Annotated in this window: 19 protein-coding genes; 12 read left to right on the top strand and 7 right to left on the bottom strand. The window is 43.4% G+C overall.

What is annotated here, in order from left to right:
- Window positions 1-27: 27 nt before the first annotated feature.
- Both BGP76_RS03110 and BGP76_RS03115 read right to left on the bottom strand, forming a co-directional pair.
- A complete protein-coding gene (locus BGP76_RS03110; protein ID WP_119843558.1) occupies window positions 28-606 on the bottom strand; it encodes a YqgE/AlgH family protein in 579 nt (192 codons plus the stop codon).
- Between the two features lie 3 nt (window positions 607-609).
- Window positions 610-1,194, bottom strand: coding sequence for a tRNA-(ms[2]io[6]A)-hydroxylase (locus tag BGP76_RS03115; protein ID WP_073119394.1), 585 nt, complete (start codon window positions 1,192-1,194; stop codon window positions 610-612).
- Between the two features lie 103 nt (window positions 1,195-1,297).
- On the opposite strand from BGP76_RS03115, the gene pdxH reads away from it, so the two are divergent.
- A complete protein-coding gene (pdxH, locus tag BGP76_RS03120) occupies window positions 1,298-1,942 on the top strand; it encodes a pyridoxamine 5'-phosphate oxidase (RefSeq protein WP_119843559.1) in 645 nt (214 codons plus the stop codon).
- A gap of 10 nt (window positions 1,943-1,952) precedes the next feature.
- The gene (locus BGP76_RS03125) at window positions 1,953-3,194 is read left to right on the top strand and encodes a glycosyltransferase family 2 protein (protein WP_119843560.1); all 1,242 of its coding nucleotides are present in this window, start codon (window positions 1,953-1,955) and stop codon (window positions 3,192-3,194) included.
- 3 nt (window positions 3,195-3,197) lie between these two features.
- Here BGP76_RS03125 and BGP76_RS03130 read toward each other — a convergent pair whose 3' ends face one another.
- Window positions 3,198-3,791, bottom strand: a complete 594-nt coding sequence (locus BGP76_RS03130) for a tol-pal system YbgF family protein (RefSeq protein WP_147407358.1) — start codon at window positions 3,789-3,791, stop codon at window positions 3,198-3,200.
- A gap of 332 nt (window positions 3,792-4,123) precedes the next feature.
- Here BGP76_RS03130 and BGP76_RS03135 point away from each other — a divergent pair, with 332 nt between their 5' ends.
- The 5 genes from BGP76_RS03135 (at window position 4,124) to BGP76_RS03155 (ending at window position 8,955) form a co-directional block, all read left to right on the top strand.
- Complete coding sequence (locus BGP76_RS03135; RefSeq protein ID WP_073119388.1) at window positions 4,124-4,969, top strand: prephenate dehydratase; 846 nt, start codon at window positions 4,124-4,126, stop codon at window positions 4,967-4,969.
- Window positions 4,950-6,107 carry a pyridoxal phosphate-dependent aminotransferase gene (locus BGP76_RS03140; RefSeq protein ID WP_073119386.1) on the top strand — a complete coding sequence of 386 codons (1,158 nt, stop codon included), beginning with the start codon at window positions 4,950-4,952 and terminating at the stop codon, window positions 6,105-6,107. The genes BGP76_RS03135 and BGP76_RS03140 overlap by 20 nt, the downstream gene beginning before the upstream one ends.
- Window positions 6,104-6,997 carry a prephenate dehydrogenase gene (locus BGP76_RS03145; RefSeq protein WP_119843562.1) on the top strand — a complete coding sequence of 298 codons (894 nt, stop codon included), beginning with the start codon at window positions 6,104-6,106 and terminating at the stop codon, window positions 6,995-6,997. The genes BGP76_RS03140 and BGP76_RS03145 overlap by 4 nt, the downstream gene beginning before the upstream one ends.
- 22 nt (window positions 6,998-7,019) lie before the next feature.
- Window positions 7,020-8,132 (top strand): chorismate mutase, encoded by a 1,113-nt coding sequence (locus BGP76_RS03150; RefSeq protein ID WP_073119383.1) that lies wholly within the window; start codon window positions 7,020-7,022, stop codon window positions 8,130-8,132.
- 271 nt (window positions 8,133-8,403) lie between these two features.
- Window positions 8,404-8,955 carry a hypothetical protein gene (locus BGP76_RS03155; protein WP_119843563.1) on the top strand — a complete coding sequence of 184 codons (552 nt, stop codon included), beginning with the start codon at window positions 8,404-8,406 and terminating at the stop codon, window positions 8,953-8,955.
- Window positions 8,956-9,021: 66 nt separating this feature from the next.
- Here BGP76_RS03155 and BGP76_RS03160 read toward each other — a convergent pair whose 3' ends face one another.
- Together BGP76_RS03160 and BGP76_RS03165 are read right to left on the bottom strand one after the other, a co-directional pair.
- Window positions 9,022-9,756, bottom strand: a complete 735-nt coding sequence (locus BGP76_RS03160) for a flavodoxin family protein (protein ID WP_119843564.1) — start codon at window positions 9,754-9,756, stop codon at window positions 9,022-9,024.
- A gap of 74 nt (window positions 9,757-9,830) precedes the next feature.
- Window positions 9,831-11,087, bottom strand: a complete 1,257-nt coding sequence (locus tag BGP76_RS03165; RefSeq protein WP_119843565.1) for a hypothetical protein — start codon at window positions 11,085-11,087, stop codon at window positions 9,831-9,833.
- Window positions 11,088-11,282: 195 nt separating this feature from the next.
- On the opposite strand from BGP76_RS03165, the gene BGP76_RS03170 reads away from it, so the two are divergent.
- The gene (locus BGP76_RS03170) at window positions 11,283-11,462 is read left to right on the top strand and encodes a hypothetical protein (RefSeq protein WP_147407359.1); all 180 of its coding nucleotides are present in this window, start codon (window positions 11,283-11,285) and stop codon (window positions 11,460-11,462) included.
- A 424-nt stretch (window positions 11,463-11,886) separates the two neighbouring features.
- Here the strand turns inward: BGP76_RS03170 and BGP76_RS03175 are convergent, their stop codons facing one another.
- Both BGP76_RS03175 and BGP76_RS03180 read right to left on the bottom strand, forming a co-directional pair.
- Window positions 11,887-12,441, bottom strand: coding sequence for a hypothetical protein (locus BGP76_RS03175; RefSeq protein WP_119843567.1), 555 nt, complete (start codon window positions 12,439-12,441; stop codon window positions 11,887-11,889).
- Between the two features lie 2 nt (window positions 12,442-12,443).
- Window positions 12,444-12,923 carry a hypothetical protein gene (locus tag BGP76_RS03180; protein WP_119843568.1) on the bottom strand — a complete coding sequence of 160 codons (480 nt, stop codon included), beginning with the start codon at window positions 12,921-12,923 and terminating at the stop codon, window positions 12,444-12,446.
- 385 nt (window positions 12,924-13,308) lie between these two features.
- On the opposite strand from BGP76_RS03180, the gene BGP76_RS03185 reads away from it, so the two are divergent.
- The 4 genes from BGP76_RS03185 to BGP76_RS03200 all read left to right on the top strand — a co-directional run bounded on the left by BGP76_RS03185 (window position 13,309) and on the right by BGP76_RS03200 (window position 18,354).
- Entirely contained in the window at window positions 13,309-14,793 is a 1,485-nt protein-coding gene (locus tag BGP76_RS03185; protein ID WP_119843569.1) for a xylulokinase, read from the top strand.
- A gap of 16 nt (window positions 14,794-14,809) precedes the next feature.
- Window positions 14,810-16,153 (top strand): xylose isomerase, encoded by a 1,344-nt coding sequence (xylA, locus tag BGP76_RS03190; RefSeq protein WP_073119371.1) that lies wholly within the window; start codon window positions 14,810-14,812, stop codon window positions 16,151-16,153.
- 50 nt (window positions 16,154-16,203) lie between these two features.
- Complete coding sequence (locus BGP76_RS03195; protein WP_255416049.1) at window positions 16,204-17,682, top strand: sugar porter family MFS transporter; 1,479 nt, start codon at window positions 16,204-16,206, stop codon at window positions 17,680-17,682.
- Between the two features lie 195 nt (window positions 17,683-17,877).
- Window positions 17,878-18,354, top strand: a complete 477-nt coding sequence (locus BGP76_RS03200) for a DUF4468 domain-containing protein (protein WP_119843570.1) — start codon at window positions 17,878-17,880, stop codon at window positions 18,352-18,354.
- Window positions 18,355-18,445: the final 91 nt, after the last annotated feature.

The following is an 18,445-nucleotide window of genomic DNA, read 5'->3' on the forward strand; positions in this document are numbered from 1 at the left end:
CTTATTGCAATTTAGCAAAAATCAATATTAGTTCATTTTTGGGTCAGTAGGGTAGTTTGCGAACATTTTGAATTTCCCTCCAAGTTCGCTCATCGATACTTTCCAAAGTTCTTTGGTGTCTGTGTCTAAAATCTGTTTGGCATTGGCTCCTTTGTGCACGATCCACGATTTTGCTTCTAGTTCTTCTTCTAATTGGCCAGCGTCCCAGCCTGAGTAACCTACAAAGAATCTGAAATCGGTAGGGGCTATGATGCCCACCTTGATCATTTCCATTAGTCGATCATAGTCACCACTCCAATATAGCCCCCCGCCAATATCTTGTCCGCCAAGGGTTTCATCTGTAGATCTGTGGATGAAATGAAGCGTGTCTTGTTGCACAGGGCCGCCGACGTAGAGTTTTTCTTCAAAACCCTGCGCTTCAAGGATGGCTTCATCAAATCTCAGGTTGGCTTCCTTGTTGAGTACAAAACCAAAACTTCCCTCTGTACCATGAGAGCAAATCAGAATCACAGTTCGTTCAAAATTCGGGTCGGGCAAGTAAGGTTCTGAGATCAGTAAATCTCCTTTTTCTGGCTGGAAGGTTCTTTTTGAGTGAAAATAATCCATAGGCTAATGCAGTGCGGGTGTCAAGGGCATGTCTGCCATAATCTTCCCTTCAATTTCATTAATTTCTGTCAGACGATCAAACACTTCGTCTTCTTTGAAATAGTTGAGAGCCAATTTGACGAATACCTCACCATGTTTTGCCTCGGAGGCCCAGAGATCCTGGTAGAATTTTTTGAGTTCCCCTGGCTCTAGGTGTTCATAGACCAGCTTAAAGCGTTCAGCCCCTCGATTTTCTACGACAGAGGCTAATAACAGTCTATCCAGAAAGCGTTCTTCTCTACCGCTTCGGCAGTTTTTGATGAGCTTTTTCATGTAGAGGTCTTCGCGGATTTCGTGGCGTAGCTGGATGCCTCGCTTTTCCATGATTTCATAGACAGACCTAAAATGCTCGAGCTCCTCTACTGCTGTATCGATTAGCTCTGGGATGATCTCTAGCCGATCTGGAAATTTTGCTACAAAACTCATTGCCATTGCGGAAGCCTTTCGTTCACAGTCAGCATGGTCTTGCAGGAATTCATCGAAATTATCTAGCACGATTTTGACCCATTCAGGTGAACTGTCGTAGACTAGAGGTAGGCGTAATTGCATGTGATTATTCGTTTGGAGTGACGCTAGGAGGACGAACTATTGCCTCCAATTTTGCACATAGTTAATGATTTAATTCATATTTGCACAACATTGAAATAGAAAGATGGGAGAAGGAAATATACAAGGAATACGAAAAGATTATGGGGTGGAAGAACTTTCTAAAACCAGCGTTTTGGACAGTCCCATTGATCAATTTGAACTTTGGTTCAAGGATGCCATGAAAAGTGAAGGGAGTGAGGTAAACGCATGTGTGCTGTCCACTCTGGCTGAGGACAATTGCCCTGAAGGGCGGGTGGTTTTGCTGAAGTTTTTTGCGGAGGATGGTTTTACGTTTTACACAAACTACGAGAGCAAGAAAGCCCAGCAGCTGGCTAAACATCCATTTGCAGCGATGACTTTTTACTGGCGTACCAGAGAACGCCAAATTCGTGTTAAAGGCAGGGTCGAGAAGGTGTCTGCTGAGGTGTCTGATGCCTACTATTTCGAACGGCCAGAAGGGAGTCGGTTAGGTGCGTGGGCTTCTCCACAAAGCCAAGAGATTCCAGATCGGGCATTCTTAAAGAAGCGTGTAGAGAATGTGAAACAAAGGTTCGAGACTGAAGAACTAAAAAGACCTGATTTCTGGGGTGGTTATATATTGATTCCTACTGAAGTGGAGTTTTGGCAAGGAAGACCCAGCAGGCTGCACGACCGTATCGTGTATTCGCTCGTCGATGGGCAATGGGTGACCAAGCGTCTCGCACCTTAAACCAGCTGTCTTGAGTCATATTTACCTTACGCGCTATGCGTATCCCGAACGCTGCCTTGACGTGGACTGGCATGCAGAGAATCCCGAAATTATAGTCGTGCTACCTGCACACAACGAACCTGATTTGATAAGATCGTTAGAGGCCTTGGAGGACTGTGCATGCAGTGCGGCAGTGTCTGTTATCGTCATGGTCAACGCATCTGCCAAGGCTAGCGATCAGGTGAAAGAACTGAACCACAAGAGTTATAATGAAGCCTGTCAATGGTCTGTTGACCGAAAACACAATTACCACTTTATAATCAATAATGAGCTACCTGCTAAACATGCTGGTGTCGGACTGGCTCGTAAAATTGGTATGGACGAAGCGGCACGGGCATTTGATATGATAGACAAGGATGGCGTGATTCTGTGTTTTGATGCGGATAGCGTTTGTGAACCTAATCTATTGGAGGAAGTGCTTCATTTGTTTTCTGACCCCAAAGTCAACGGTTGCTCTATCCACTATGAACACCCGATGTCTGGTGACCTAGATCAAATGCAGTATGAAGGAATTATCAATTACGAACTGCATTTACGTTACTATATAGATGCTTTGCGATTTGCAGGGTTTCCATATGCCTTTCAGACGATAGGTTCTAGCATGGCTGCCCGATCATCTGTTTACATGAAGCAGGGTGGGATGAACCGTCGCAAAGCGGGTGAAGATTTCTATTTTCTTCATAAAATTATTCCTTTAGGTGGTTTTTATAACTTGAATACCACGACGATTTACCCTTCTGCTCGGGTGTCAGACCGTGTACCTTTTGGGACAGGCAAAGCGATAGGTGATTGGATGGAAGATCGTTCGGAGCACTACATGACCTATGCTCCTCAGACATTTTTAGATCTCAAGCAATTTTTGGAGCAAGTGTCGTCTTGCTATGAGATGACTGAGTCGGAGTGGGGTAGTTTTTACGATTCATTGCCAAATTCTATTCGTTCGTTCGTGTACAAAGTCGAGTTTATGGATAAGATGAAGGAGATAAAAGTACATGCCACGAATCATGAATTCTTCGAACGACGCTTTTACCAATGGTTTGATGGGTTCAAAATGCTAAAGTATGTTCATCACACAAGAGATCAGTTTTATCCTAATACACTGATTAGCGACGCTGTAGAATGGTTATTTGATGTGTTGGATTTGGATAGCTCGCAGAATGCTTTGAGGGATAAACTGGAAGTAATTAGAGCCTTTGATCAAAAACAGCCTTAGCTTTTACTCGTCCTGCATTTCCATGCCTAGTTCGCCCATGAGGTATTGGTTGTATTGTTCGCAGGTGAGTTTGCCAGTGAGTCCAGAGTAGGGGCATGTCTGGTAGACCGAACCGAAATTACCAGGTTTGATAAGCACACCACTGCCATGACAAATTGGACACATGACGTAGTCTGAGGGACAGTCATAGTACCCGTCAGTAGTCAATTGATTTTCGGTTTCTTGGACTTGTTGTTCTTTGATGAGTCGGTAGGCATTGTTGGCTCTGTCTAGATAGAGCACGGCTTGGTCGTAGTATTGGCCAGAAGTTCCTTTGAGTTGGACGTATTTGGTGAGCCAGTTGATGGCTTGTTTGTACTTTTTGAGGTGGTAGGAGTTGCGGCCAAAGTAGTAAGCCATTTCGCTAGGTAGCTTGCCTAGTTGATTTAACGCTTCGCGAAACAGGAGGTCGGCAGTTTGGTAGTTGCCATCGTACATCGCCTCAGCACCCTTGTCCATATTGGCTAAACCATCACGCTGGATGATTCCCTGCGCTGTAGCATCATGACTGCTGATGCTTACCCAAACCATAATGATCAATAAGATATATCTATTCACTCGTACTACTTAAATGTCTTTTCACTGTAAAAGGTTGCAAAGAAAAGGATTGCCATGATAAAAGTTGAAATTATTGCAATTATTCATAGTCATTAATTGGAATTTTGAAAATGTGTAAATATTTTCATGGGTTTTCTTTGATGTTATCTAATGAATTTTCAAATTTGGGGCATCAATAAAGACTATGAAGAACTCAAGAGCATATTGGAACTACTTTTATTTTTATTACTATGCAAAAGCATCAGGGGTGAAAGAATAGTTCTTTTGTGTAAACAAGAAATATAAAAACCTCGGATGTGTTCGGGGTTTTTTTTTGATATAAACATGATTAAATGGAGGTTGGAATTCAGGGTGTATTAGGATCGTTTCATGATCAGGCAGCGGCCAAATATTTCGCAAGAGAAGATTTGGAACTGCGTCCATTCAACGACTTCAGGTCGCTGGCCAAATCGATACAGGCCAAAGAGTTGGATTATGGCGTGATGGCTATAGAGAATACGATCGCTGGGAGCATTTTGCCCAACTATGCATTGATCAATGAGTACGATCTAGAGGTAGTAGGAGAGGTTTACATCAGGATAGAAATGAACCTCATCGTGAATCCTGGAGCTAAAGTGGAAGAACTCAATCAGGTGTTCTCTCATCCTATGGCGCTATTGCAGTGTGCGGATTTTTTGGCTTTGCATCCTCAGATCAAATTGACAGAATATGAAGATACCGCCGATAGTGTGCGGTTGATCAAAGAGTCTCAGCTGACGAATGCTGCAGCGATAGCCAGTAAAAAGGCCGCTGAGTTATTCGGTATGGAAGTACTCCATGAGAATATAGAGACCAATAAGCTTAATTACACAAGATTTTTGATCATGAAGAGTCGTATGAATGGTCATACGGCTGAACCAGAGAAAGCTTCTTTGAGGATCATGACCAAGCACGACCCGGGTCGGTTGTCTGATGTGCTGGTGGCGTTCAAAGAGCACAAGATCAATATGACGAAGATTCAGTCTATGCCTGTTTTAGGCCAGCCATACCGATACGCATTCAATGTGGATGTGGTGTGGGAGGATTACAAAGACTATCAATCTGCCCTCAAAGCCATTGAGAAAAGTGCGGAATTGATTAAAATACATGGTGAATACAAAAAAGGAGTAATGCCTGAATATGATAAAGGTAGCAGATAGAATAGCGGATGTAAAGGAGTACTATTTCTCTAAGAAATTGGATGAAATTAGGGCCATGGTCGCGGACGGAAAGGACGTGATCAATTTGGGGATCGGTAGTCCTGACTTGCCCCCAGCGCCAGAGGTAGCTGAGGAGTTGGTGAGGAGTGCCAGTGATGCGACGAATCACGCCTATCAGTCTTATCGCTCGATTCCCGAGTTGAGAGAGGCGATAGCTGCCTTCTACCAAAGTCATTATGACGTGGAGTTGAACCCCGTTTCGGAGATTTTACCCTTGTTGGGTTCCAAAGAGGGAGTGATGTACATCTCTATGGCCTTCTTGAATGCTGGGGATACGGTTTTGATTCCTAATCCAGGGTATCCTGCCTATAAAACAGCAGCGGAAATGATGGGGGCTAAAGTAGTGTTCTACGACCTGAAAGAAGAAAATGGATGGGTACCACAGTTTGATCAGATCGATGCAGCAGTGATCAAGGCAGCCAAGATGATGTGGGTGAACTATCCCAATATGCCTACAGGGAAAAAGGCGAACAAAGAAATTTTGGCTGGCTTGGCAGAGTTTGCCAATCAAAATGAAATATTGGTCATCAATGACAATCCATATAGTTTTATCCTCAATGACAACCCATTGAGTTTGTTGTCTATCCCGGGGAGCAAGGAGAATTGCTTGGAACTAAACTCTATGAGCAAGGCTTTTAATATGGCAGGCTGGAGAGTAGGGATGGTTAGTGGACGACAGGAGTACATCGATGCGATTTTGAGAGTGAAATCCAACGTGGACTCTGGGATGTTTAGACCTGTACAGGATGCAGCGGTTAAAGCACTGAGCCTTCCTAAAGAGTGGTTTGAATCCATCAATAAAGAGTATCAGCAGAGGCGTCTGTTGGCAGAGCAGTTGCTTGATATATTAGAATGTCAGCATGACGAACAGCAGTCGGGTATGTTTCTATGGGCTAGGATTCCTGAGGGGAGACAGAGCGAGGAGTTTGTCGATGAGATACTGCAAAACAAGTATGTGTTCATCACGCCGGGAACAATTTTTGGTTCGAATGGCGAAGGATATATAAGAATATCTCTTTGCTCTACGCAGGATGTATTGCGTACAGTATTGGGGAGATTAGAAACGGTAAAAGCATGATCGTATCAATAATAGGTTTAGGACTGATCGGAGGATCGGTGGGTAAGCGACTTAAAGAAGTAGGTTTTGCAGACTTAGTGCTGGGGGTGGATCTCAGCGATAACAACTGTGCGAAAGCGGTGGAGTTAGGGCTAGTAGATGAGACGGTCGTCTACCAGCAAGCGATCCAACGTGCCGATCTTGTTATTTTGGCAATCCCTGTAGATGGGATGACCAAACTGCTACCAGCTATGCTCGATGCGATTGATGAGGGGACGACAGTGATGGATCTCGGGTCTACCAAAGAGCAAATATGTCAGGTGGTAGAAGGACATGAGAATAGAAAGAGTTTTGTAGCGGCACACCCTATTGCAGGGACGGAGAATTCTGGGCCAGAAGCGGCGTTTTCGTCACTCTTCGATGGTAAAACGGGGATTATCTGTGATGCAGAGAAGTCTCAAAGGTCATGTTATGAGCTGGCCAAGTCATGTTTGCTGAATCTTGGGATGCATATCATCGAGATGGATAGTCAGTCGCATGATTTGCACATTGCGTATGTGTCACACATATCGCACATTAGCTCTTTTATCCTTGGACAGACGGTCTTGGAGATTGAGAAGAATGAGGCGAATATATTTAACCTCGCTGGGAGTGGATTTGCCTCTACGGTGAGGTTGGCCAAGAGTTCGCCACAGATGTGGGCACCTATATTTAAACAGAATAAAAAGCACATCAGCAAGGCGTTGGGTGCATATATTGATAATTTAGCAGCGTTTAAGACGCTGCTGGATGAAGGAGAAGAGGATGCCATGATCTCTTGCATGGATAATGCCAATGAAATCCGTAGGGTTTTGAAGGGTATTGATAGCAAGAAGAGGACTGACAGCCCCATTAAAGAAGAAGTAGTATAACTCATTATTATTATTTAAAGACATGAAAGTTAATTTGACATTGTCGCCTTTGGAAAACTGGATTGAAGGGTTGAACGCCCCTTTGATTATCGGTGGACCATGTAGCGCAGAGAGCGAAGAGCAGGTTTTAGAAACTGCTCGTCAGATCAAAGCAAATACCAATATTCAGGTATTGAGAGCGGGTATTTGGAAACCAAGAACAAGACCAGGAGCATTTGAAGGTATCGGTGTAGTGGGCTTGAAATGGTTGGAGAAAGCAAAAGCTGAAACGGGTCTTTTGACCGCAGTAGAAGTAGCGAATGCTGAACACGTAGAGTTGGCGTTGAAATTCAACGTAGACATCCTATGGGTAGGAGCAAGAACAACGGTGAACCCGTTTTCTGTTCAGGAAGTAGCGGACGCACTGAAAGGTCATGATGTACCTGTATTGGTTAAGAATCCAATCAATCCAGATTTGCAATTGTGGATCGGTGCGTTGGAGCGTATTAACCAAGCGGGTATTACCAAATTAGGAGGTATTCATAGAGGATTCTCTGCAAAGAGTGGTTCGCAGTATAGAAATGACCCGACATGGGAGATTCCGATCGAGTTGAAGAGAATCATTCCTAATCTACCTATTATTTGTGACCCTAGTCATATCGCAGGCAACAGAGCGTTGATCGAACCAGTGTCACAGAAGGCATTTGATATGCAAATGGACGGTGTAATGATAGAGACGCATATCGATCCTGACAATGCACTCAGTGATGCTAAACAGCAGATCACACCAAAGACATTGGCAGGTATCTTGGATAGATTGATCATCAGAGAAGCGAATTCTGAAGATGTGGATTTTGAATTGAGATTGAAAAATCTTAGAGAGAAGATCGACAAGATAGACAATGAACTGTTGGAAGTATTGGCACAAAGAATGCAAGTGGCTGAAGAGATCGCGATGCACAAGAAGGAGCACAATATCACGATCCTACAGGTCGGTAGATATGAGGAAATCATGGAGAATAGAGTGAAAAAAGGGAAGGACTTGTTGCTCCAAGAGCAGTTCGTACATGATCTCTACGAAATGATCCACAACAACTCTATCAAGAGACAGACAGCGATCATGAATTCTGGTGAAACAAAAGCAGAGAACGCATAAGGGATAGATTCCTTTGGTGAAATATCAAGCCCTGGTTTTCCGATTTGGAAGTCAGGGCTTTCTTTTTTTGAATTGGAGCTGAACGCCAATTGTATAACTTAATCGAGCGGGTTGTATTTTGTTTATAAAAGGAGCTTGGTGAGGTGCAGTTAGGTTGTTATCGTACTTCTTTTTCTATATCTTATTGTATAAACTTCTTTTCATTCCCACTTTTATTTGAAATCATCTTTGTACAAATTGCGACGAATACGGAATTATACAAGTACAGTACATGGAGGTAAGAGGAATAATGCTGAGAGGAATCGATGATTTTGTGTCGAGCAAGCATGAAGGGAAATATGAGCAATGGGTGTCTAAGTTGCCTCAACAAACATCTGAGCTTTTGGGTAACGTATCCAGTTCGTCATGGTACAACATCGAAGATGCATTACTCAAACCACTCGAAGCGTTGTGCAGCTTGGCATATTCAGATCCCCTGAGAGGTTCGTGGGAGGTAGGTCGATACAGTGCTGAGACAGGCTTGACAGGGATATACAAAGTCTTTGTGATGGTGAGTACACCGAGTTTTATTCTCAAGCGTGCCCCCAGAATACTAACGACTTTTTACAACCCTAGCCAACTGGAAATCAAAGAGAGTTCGAACAACGGCATCTTGGTGAGATGTACCAAACTGCCCGTCAATAGTGAGTTGATAGAGCACCGTATCGCAGGATGGATCGAGCGAGCAGGCGAGATCTGTGGCTGTGTCAATATGAAAGTCGAAATTCTAAGCTCGATGGCCAAAGGTGACGCCGTCTTTGATCTAAAAGCAAGCTGGGACTGATCGTTTTGAGTCATCCCATAGAGGACTCTGGTACTTCCTCCGACCTTTGTGCTTATTTGACTTAGACTATCGGTATTCTGGATTTTCAAATCCCCAACGTGTACCGTCACTCCATGCTTTTGTCGAGTTGCCATAGTTAGGGTAAGCGTCATTTGCTTTGAGCATGGCTGCTAGATGGAGCAGATTATAGGTCATGAAAGTTGCATTTCGATTGGTGAAGTTACTGTCGAAACCTACGGGAGGGTTGACTTCCTTGCCTTGCCATGAGGTGTCTCCATAGCTCGGGCCTGGTCCCACTTCGCCTATCCACCCGCAGTCTGCCTGTGGAGGGATCGAGTACCCGATATGCTGCAGCGCATACATGATCCCCATAGCGCAGTGTTTTACGCCATCTTCGTTTCCGGTGATCATACATCCGCCTACTTTTCCATAGTATATATATTGCTCTTTTTCGTTGGTTTTTGCACTCATGGCGTACAGTCTCTCGATGAGTTGCTGCGTCACCGATGATTTTTCTCCCAACCAGATAGGCGTACCTACGATGAGGATGTCCGCCGCTATGATTCTCTCGAATAGTGCAGGCCACTCATCGACCTCCCAGTTGTGCTCAGTCATGTCGGGGTAGATGCCGGTGGCAACCTGATGATCAATCAGTCTAATGTGGTCTACCTTGACATTTTCTCGCTTCATGATCTGCTTGGACACATCCATGAGCGTATCGGTATGACTGGTGTCGGGAGATTTTTTGAGCGTACAGTTGACATATACGACACTGAGGTTACTGAAATCTGGGATTTTCATAGGAACAGTGGGTTAGATGAACAGGGACTTATAGTAATACGGGAGGGGAGTGAGTAGGTTGGAGGCTGTCTAAATCAACTCTCTTTAGATAGACTAATACCATATCCAAAAAATACTCCAGGTTGAAAAATAAAAGGGGTATTGAAAAAAGATCCAGTATGTCCCGTTCTTGATATATCGAAATTAACTTCTGTGAATAGATAATTCCTTTTAAGGAAATATCTCATACCACCTTTGAATCCTATCCCTACTTGGGTTTTATTAGAATCAATATTAAATGTTGTTGGAGTTTTAGCATTTTCATCTAGTTCATTGCCCATGATAACGCTTGGATTTAATATAATATTGAAATTAACCCCAAGAGCCGCATATGGTCGCCATTTTCCAGAGGAAAATAGATAGTCTACACCAAGCTGTGTTTGGATAATGTCATACGCGTAACGGACCTTTTTTTTAAAAAAAATTGAAGAAGGATCTATGTAGTCTCCTGTGAACTCTTGACTAAAGTAGCTTACTCCGCTTATGAAACCCCATCTGTTACTTTTAAAGAGTGCTTGACTTTTAAACTTTACACTATAAATCATTGCGAAAGGATCAGTTAGCCAACTGGTATTTCCCGAGGGTTGTCCTGACGCACCATCATATGATTTATACCTCAAAGAGGTACGCATTACACCTATAGATGGCTCTATCGAAGACTGCCATTTAAACGATTTCGTGTAATCTATACATGCATATTCATCGCAAACAGCATTGTGATACTTCTTGGTCAGCCTAATCATAGATTTATCATATAGCTTTGCATTTTTTAGTTCACTGGAAATATCCGACGCATCAGAAAAGGCATACATGAGTACTCCTCGGTATTCTTTGGCTTCTCTAGTGTAGGTTTCGCCATCAATCGTTACTTCTTTTTCACTATTGACCAAATTATAGATTTCATCTTCTTTTTCTATGAAATATAAATCCGTCCCCTCAGTGCGTAAAGTATAGAGATTAGCATATCCTTTGACCAGATATTCCAAAAAGTAATTATGTGTACTATCATTTAAAGTCACCACTTTCGATATGAAAAAATCTCCTGCCTCGAAACGATAACCTAGGATATCTGTTGGCTGATACATTTTAGTGTCTTGTCCGTCTTTGTTCAGGCTAAATTCACATCGTGTATTACTCTTTTTTTTATCCATCACCTTGAGGTATCCACTCAAAGTGTCTTGGCTATGTAGGATTATATAGCCAGGTTGATAACTGTCTTGAGCATAGGTGACTCCTGATACAGTAAGTATTAAATAGAAAATGATAGTTGGTATTAGGCGAAAAGAATTCATGAGTCAATGATTACTACAAAGTATAGCTTCAAATATATAGTATAATATAGCTATTCTCTACGCTTATGATTTCAGGAATAATGATCCTAGGTTCTAATAGCAGGAAGGGTATCTTGCCCGTTGCATAGGTTATGCATTATGCTTAGGTGGTGTGCTGACATTCGCCTCGCCGGCTTGGCCTTACTTTCTTCCTTGATGAAGAAAGTAAGCAAAGAAATCAAGGGCTGCATTCATTTCTTAACGCATTTCGAAAGCGCAAATCAGGAAACAAAAGAAACTCTCCCTGCTGTCTGCTGCATGATGATTGTCTTTTGTGCCAGGGCTCAAACAGCTTTTGTTTCTGATCTGATTTTCCCTCTCTCAAAGTTAAAATGAATAATGCCCAATGGTGTTTTCTTTTCTTTGGTAGGTTAAGGGATGGTGATCCTAGGACTTAATATAGGGTTTGTTGATAGAGGAGAGTGGTCACGCATTGCATCGAAAAGGGCTAAATGTATCCTTTGGTGGTGCCAGTGCAACATGAGCTCTTGCCTTGCGCAAGCACCGGCTTCACCTTGCGCAAGCAGAGTCCTCACCTTGCGCAAGCATGGGGTTGACCTTGCCTTACATGAACCTTCATGTAAGCTTACTTCGAGCCTGAACTAAAGACAGCTAAAAGTGGAAGTATCTGTTTGATGTATACTATTGTTTGAAAATTAAAAACAGGAAGTATCAAAGTTTAGCTCACACGCACCTATTCAGGATACCATTAGTAACCTAATAGGGGTAGAGGAAGGGTGTTATGATCATTTTTTTCGTATTAACCTTTGTACGTGGCATCTCTGATAGATACTGACCCGTCTTTATGATATTCAATAACTTTACTGAAGTGGAGGTAAATAACCTCATCTCTATATTTGAATGGAGGATCTTTTTCTGATGAGTTTTCTAGCACGATCTGTTGTGGGAGATATGGTTCAATCAGTGCTTTGAGTTTTGTTTCCTTTTTGACAGAGATTTGGAATATAAGAGGGTCAGGTGTTGTTATATATATGAGTATTGGTTTCTGTCCGACGATATCATAATACGGAGGTAGATCGTTTTGTCGACTGTCAAAATTGAATAATGAAGGAGAAATATAGTATGCCATGAGTACATCTGGATTGTTTCCTTCTACAGCGCGAATTTCAAAATACCCTTGTCCTTTTTTAAAATAGTTATCGGTCTGGTTCAGGTCTGCTGTGAACGTTTCGATCACATGTATAAAGGTGCTATCGGAGATAATTGCTCTAGATACATATTCCTGTTCACCCTGTGCACAGAGCTGGCTCACAACCAATAAGTGTAGAATCAAATGAATGATGGTTATTTTCATGTTTAATTTATTTGATTGCATATTGAAGTCAAAGCTCCAATATGTTTATTAAAGAAATTGTTTTGTGTGCTATTGAATTGAGCAATAGATCCGTACCCCACTACCCAATGATTTATTGTAGGATATTTTTGTGCCAATAATTTATCATCTAGACCAACTTGATGAGAAGTTCCATCCGTATCGTCCTGTCGGCAAGGCGTGTGAGTATGAATGCTAGCAATTACTGGTATAAAAGTTCCAGATCTGTTGGTTATGGAACCTAGGTATGTATTCTTAGGAGTGCCACTAGAAGCATAATAAGATTGACCATTAAAGTTAATTATACCTGGAACACCACCTCCATTCAATGTAGCAGTGGCAGTTATTATAATTTGACCATCGGCAGTGAGGTAGCCAGCAACTTCATTGTTAGGATACTGATTCCACATGTGATTTATACCCGCACATTTGTTTTTGAACTCACTTATAGGAGTCGGATTCAACACCAAGTCATTTAATTTTAAAGTTACTTCTTTTGCGGTTGTCCCAGATGAGCCCCCTCCACCTGCACCCCGAACTTGGTTATTACAATCACTAAGCGCTTTGTAAGAAGTTAATTTAGTTAAAGGTACTATTTTTTAAGAGGATACTAGTTTTTGCTAAATGGAAAGTGATTCTTTTGAGTCATAGTTTTACTCATGAGGTATTTGATAGCCTAATTTGACTTTAATCCAGTTTTTGATTGACGTAGTATTGAAGTGAATTGAAGAGTCGTTGAAGTAGCTGTTTTTTATCATTCCGATACAAACAAGTCTTTCTTTGTTGTCTAGTTGGGCCAGTGTATGAGCACAGCTCGACTTTTTCAATGACAAAGACTAAATAGACGCGATGTATTTATTAGGATATGACTTGGGTAGTTCTTCGGTAAAGGCCGCCTTGGTAGAAGTGGATAGTGGCAAGACGGTAGCGTTGACGCAGTATCCAGAGGTGGAGATGGATATTATTTCGCACGAGGCGGGCTGGGCGGAGCAAGAGCCCCTCGTCTGGTGGAACAACATCCAGAAAGTGACGCAGAAGCTTCTCGCTTCTAATGCGATCGATACTACTCAAATCAAAGGAATAGGGATCTCCTATCAGATGCATGGGCTCGTGCTCGTGGACGAAAACGATGCACCACTGCGACCATCGATCATCTGGTGTGACAGCCGTGCGGTAGAGATAGGCAATCAAGCCTACCAAGAGATCGGAGAGGATCAGTGCCTCGAAAGACTCCTCAACTCACCGGGCAACTTCACTGCCTCCAAACTCAAGTGGGTCAAAGACAACGAACCAGAGATATTTGCCAAAGTGCACAAGATGATGCTCCCAGGAGACTTCATCGCACTCAAGATGACGGGCCAGGCGACCACTACGGTTTCGGGCTTGTCGGAGGGGATGCTTTGGGACTTCAAAGAAGAAAAAATAGCAAGCTTCCTATTGGATCACTACGGCATTGACGCCAGTGTGATCCCAGAGATCGTACCTTCTATAGGCGATCAAGGGCAGCTCACGGAGGCAGCAGCGGCATTCTTAGGATTGACGGCTGGCATACCTGTCGGGTACAGAGCAGGCGATCAGCCCAACAATGCTTTGTCCCTCAATGTATTCAACCCCGGAGAGGTAGCTGCGACAGGGGGTACGTCTGGTGTGGTGTACGGTGTGGTAGACAAGCCAGCCATCGATCCACAGACGAGAGTTAATTCATTTGCACACGTGAATCACACCCAAGAAAGCCCACGTGTGGGCGTCTTGCTGTGTATCAACGGGGCAGGGATACAATACAGCTATGTGAAGCAGATGATTGCTACCAACGGCATCTCGTATCCACAGATGGAAGAGATGGCTTCTGAGATCGCGATCAATTCGGACGGCTTGCGTATCATTCCTTTCGGTAATGGCGCAGAGCGTGTCTTGGAAAATCAAAATCCGGGTGCACATATATCCAATCTACAGTTCAACCGTCACGGACAGGCACACTTTTTCAGAGCGGCCTTGGAGGGGATTGCTTATTCGTTCATCTACGGGATGGAAGTGATGCAGGACATGGGCATGGATGTGCGTGTGATGAAGGTCGGCAATGACAACTTGTTTCAGTCCGAAATCTTCTCTACGACGATCGCGAGTGTCCTAGACTGTGAGATACAGATGCTGGAGGCGACAGGTGCTGTGGGTGCTGCCAAGGCATCAGGAGTAGCAGCGGGTGTGTATGAGAATGTCGAGGTAGCATTCGCCAAAATGGATACGATCAAAACCTACAAAGCGGCACAAGATCCTGCACCATATAAGGCAGGGTACAAGATTTGGAAAGAAGAATTACAGAATTTACTAAAATAGAAAAACAGATACAGACATGGCAGATGACGCAAAAATCGTGACTGGAGACAAAGAGTTCTTCAGCGGAATAGGCAAAATAAAATATGAAGGCAGGGATTCTGACAACCCGATGGCATTCAAATACTATGACGAAAACAAAGTCGTAGCAGGCAAAACCATGAAGGAGCACTTCAGGTTTGCGATCGCATACTGGCACACGTTCTGTGGGACGGGTGGAGATCCATTTGGCCCGGGTACGAAAGTATTTCCTTGGGATGCGAAAGCTGATGCAGTAGAGAGAGCAAAAGACAAAATGGATGCTGCTTTCGAATTCTTTACGAAGATCGGAGCACCATACTACTGTTTTCACGATGTGGATTTGGTAGACGAGGGAGCCTCTTTGAAGGAGTCGGGTGAGCGTCTAGATGCGATCACAGATTACGCCAAGTTGAAGCAAGCTGAGTCAGGGGTGAAGTTGCTGTGGGGTACTGCGAACGCATTCTCAAACCCACGTTACATGAACGGAGCCTCTACGAATCCTGATTTTGATATCGTAGCTTATGCTGGTGCACAGGTTAAAAATGCCATCGATGCGACGATCAAACTGGGTGGTGAAAACTACGTGTTCTGGGGAGGTAGAGAAGGCTATATGTCTTTGCTCAATACGAACATGAAGAAGGAGCAAGAGCACATGGGTAGGTTCTTGACCATGGCGAGAGACTATGCACGCAAGCAAGGCTTCAAAGGGAATTTCTTCATCGAGCCTAAGCCCGCTGAGCCATCTAAGCATCAGTATGATTTTGATTCGGCGACAGTGATTGGTTTCTTGAAGGAGCACGGATTAGAAAATGATTTCAAAATCAATATCGAGGTGAATCACGCGACTTTGGCGCAGCACACGTTCACACACGAACTACAGACTGCTGCAGATGCAGGGATGCTCGGTAGTATTGATGCGAACAGAGGAGATTACCAAAATGGATGGGATACGGATCAGTTCCCGAACGACATCACCGAAGTGACTGAGGCAATGCTCGTGATCTTAGAGAACGGTGGCCTACAAGGTGGAGGGGTGAACTTCGACGCGAAGACGCGTAGAAACTCTACTGATCTAGAGGATATCTTTTATGCGCACATCGGTGGTATGGACATCTTCGCAAGAGCACTGATGATCGCAGACGATATCTTGACCAACTCACAGTACTCTAACTTGAGAAAAGCGAGATACAGCTCATTCAACACGATCCAGGGCAAGGAGTTCGAATCAGGTAAGATGGATTTCGAGACGTTGGCCAAGATCGCACACGAAGGAGGCGAGCCTAAGTTAAGAAGTGGTCAGCAGGAGCTCTTCGAAAACATCATCAATCAGTATATAAGATAATATTGATAGAAATAACAGGGGTAGATTTAACATAAGTCTACCCCTTTTTTGTGCTTCATTTTGTAGCATTGCAGCAACAATTACTAAAGACTAAAACTATAACAATTTTGAAAACAGAAGAAAAAGTAAACAATCTCTATGTGATAGGGATTACGCTAGTAGCGACTTTGGGGGGATTCCTCTTTGGGTTTGATAGCGGAGTGATTAACGGTACCGTGCATGGGCTGGAGGTTGCGTTTGAAGCGGAGGATGTTGGCAGTGGATTCAATGTAGCTTCTATGCTGTTGGGCTGTGCAGTAGGAGCCTTCTTTGCAGGTAAGCTGGCAGATGCCTATGGTCGACGTACGATGCTTATCGTGGCGGCTGTATTTTTTATCATCTCTGCATGGGGATCGGGGATTGCGACGGTTTCTCCAGAATTTATCGTTTATAGAATCATCGGTGGACTAGCAGTCGGGGCGGCGTCTGTGATGGCACCTGCTTACATTGCGGAGATTGCACCGGCACGCTTCAGAGGGGCTTTGGCGACCGTGCAGCAAGTGGCGATTATCACGGGGCTATTTTTGTCTTTCCTTAGCAACTATATTTTGGCAGATATTTCTGGTTCGGCCATCAATATCCTTTGGATGGATTTTGAAACATGGAGATGGATGTTCTGGATGGAATTGTTCCCAGCAGCGATCTTTTTGATTTCCTTGTTTTTCATCCCAGAGAGTCCACGTTATCTCGTGGCTAAGCAAAAGAATGAGAAAGCGCTCAAGGTCATGGATACGCTCTATGGTGCAGGTATGGGACAGCCCAAAGTGGATGAAATCGAATCTTCTTTAGCCAAAGATCATCACAAGCCGCGTTTGTCTGATTTGTATGACAAGACATTGGGTAGAATCAAGCCTATCGTATGGATAGGGATAGGGCTCGCCAGTTTTCAGCAGTTCGTCGGGATCAACGTGGTATTCTACTACGGATCTATCCTATGGCAGGCCGTTGGTTTTGGAGAGAATGATGCGCTATTGATCAACGTGGTATCTGGCGCACTCAGTATCGGTGCGGTAGTGGCTTCTTTGTTGCTGGTAGACAAGATGGGTAGAAAACCTATTTTGGTCATCGGATCGATAGGGATGAGTATCACGCTTATTTTGGTCGTGGTGGCGTTTGCATCAGGATCATTGGTAGCAGACCCAGTGACAGGCAATGAAACGCTAGCACTCAGCGATTCGATGGGTGTATTGGCACTGATAGCTGCTAACCTCTATGTGATCTTTTTCAACTTCTCGTGGGGACCTGTGATGTGGGTGATGCTTGGTGAGATGTTTCCGAACCAAATCCGTGGATTGGGTCTGGCGATTGCAGGTATCGCGCAGTGGGTGTCTAACTTCCTAGTGACACTGACATTCCCGATGATTTTGGGATCAGCTGGTTTGGCCTTTGCGTATAGCTTGTACACGCTCGGAGCGATCATATCGATCTTCTTTGTGATCAAGTATGTGAAAGAGACCAAAGGAAAGGAACTAGAAGAGATGGAGGGCTAAAGTACCTCTCTTATAAGATTTTAAAAATCCCCTAGCTCCTCTGGTGTTAGGGGATTTTTTTATAATAAGCTGACTGGTAGTGTTGTAGGTGTATTGTACTACATTTTAAGCAAAAACCGTAAAAGTATAAATAGGTATTTATCAGGTAGTTAAGAATTTCGACTTGATCTAGTTTTGTAACAAAAGAAATTAGTTATGAAAAGAATCATATTCATTCTTGTTGTGATGGCTAGTTTTCAAGCGACAGCACAACTAACCTTGGAGAGCGGCAAGTACATTCATCAAAAGATCGTCAGAGTAGAAGGCGATAAAGTAGAGTTGTATAGAAAAGCACAGGCCTTTGCAGAAAATAGATTTTCTGGATCTGAACATAAAATTTATAGTCTAGAAGCGGAGAATAAAATCCGAATCAAGGCGACACAAGAGCATGAACTAGATGGGATGCCCAATGCGGTGAGTTATACTCTGGTGATTGAGTGCCTTGATGGGATGTATAGAGAAACCGTCAAAGATTTGACATATAGAACCAAGGGTAAAGTATATGTCCTAGAAGATAAAAAACTGAAAGCCAAAAAGAAGATTATCCCTGATTTGGATGGCGAGTTTCAAGTCATCTCCGAAAGCTTAAAAACGAGCATGTATGGAGAAATGATGGCGCAAAAACAGCCTTAAGAAATAGTAATTAGTCATATAGTTTTAGAAAGCAAAAGCCACTGATGAATCTCATCAGTGGCTTTTTGTTTGTGTCCGAAACTAAATGTGC

Origin of the sequence: Reichenbachiella sp. MSK19-1 (assembly GCF_003590315.1) — a bacterium.
GTDB classification, from domain to species: domain Bacteria; phylum Bacteroidota; class Bacteroidia; order Cytophagales; family Cyclobacteriaceae; genus Reichenbachiella; species Reichenbachiella agariperforans.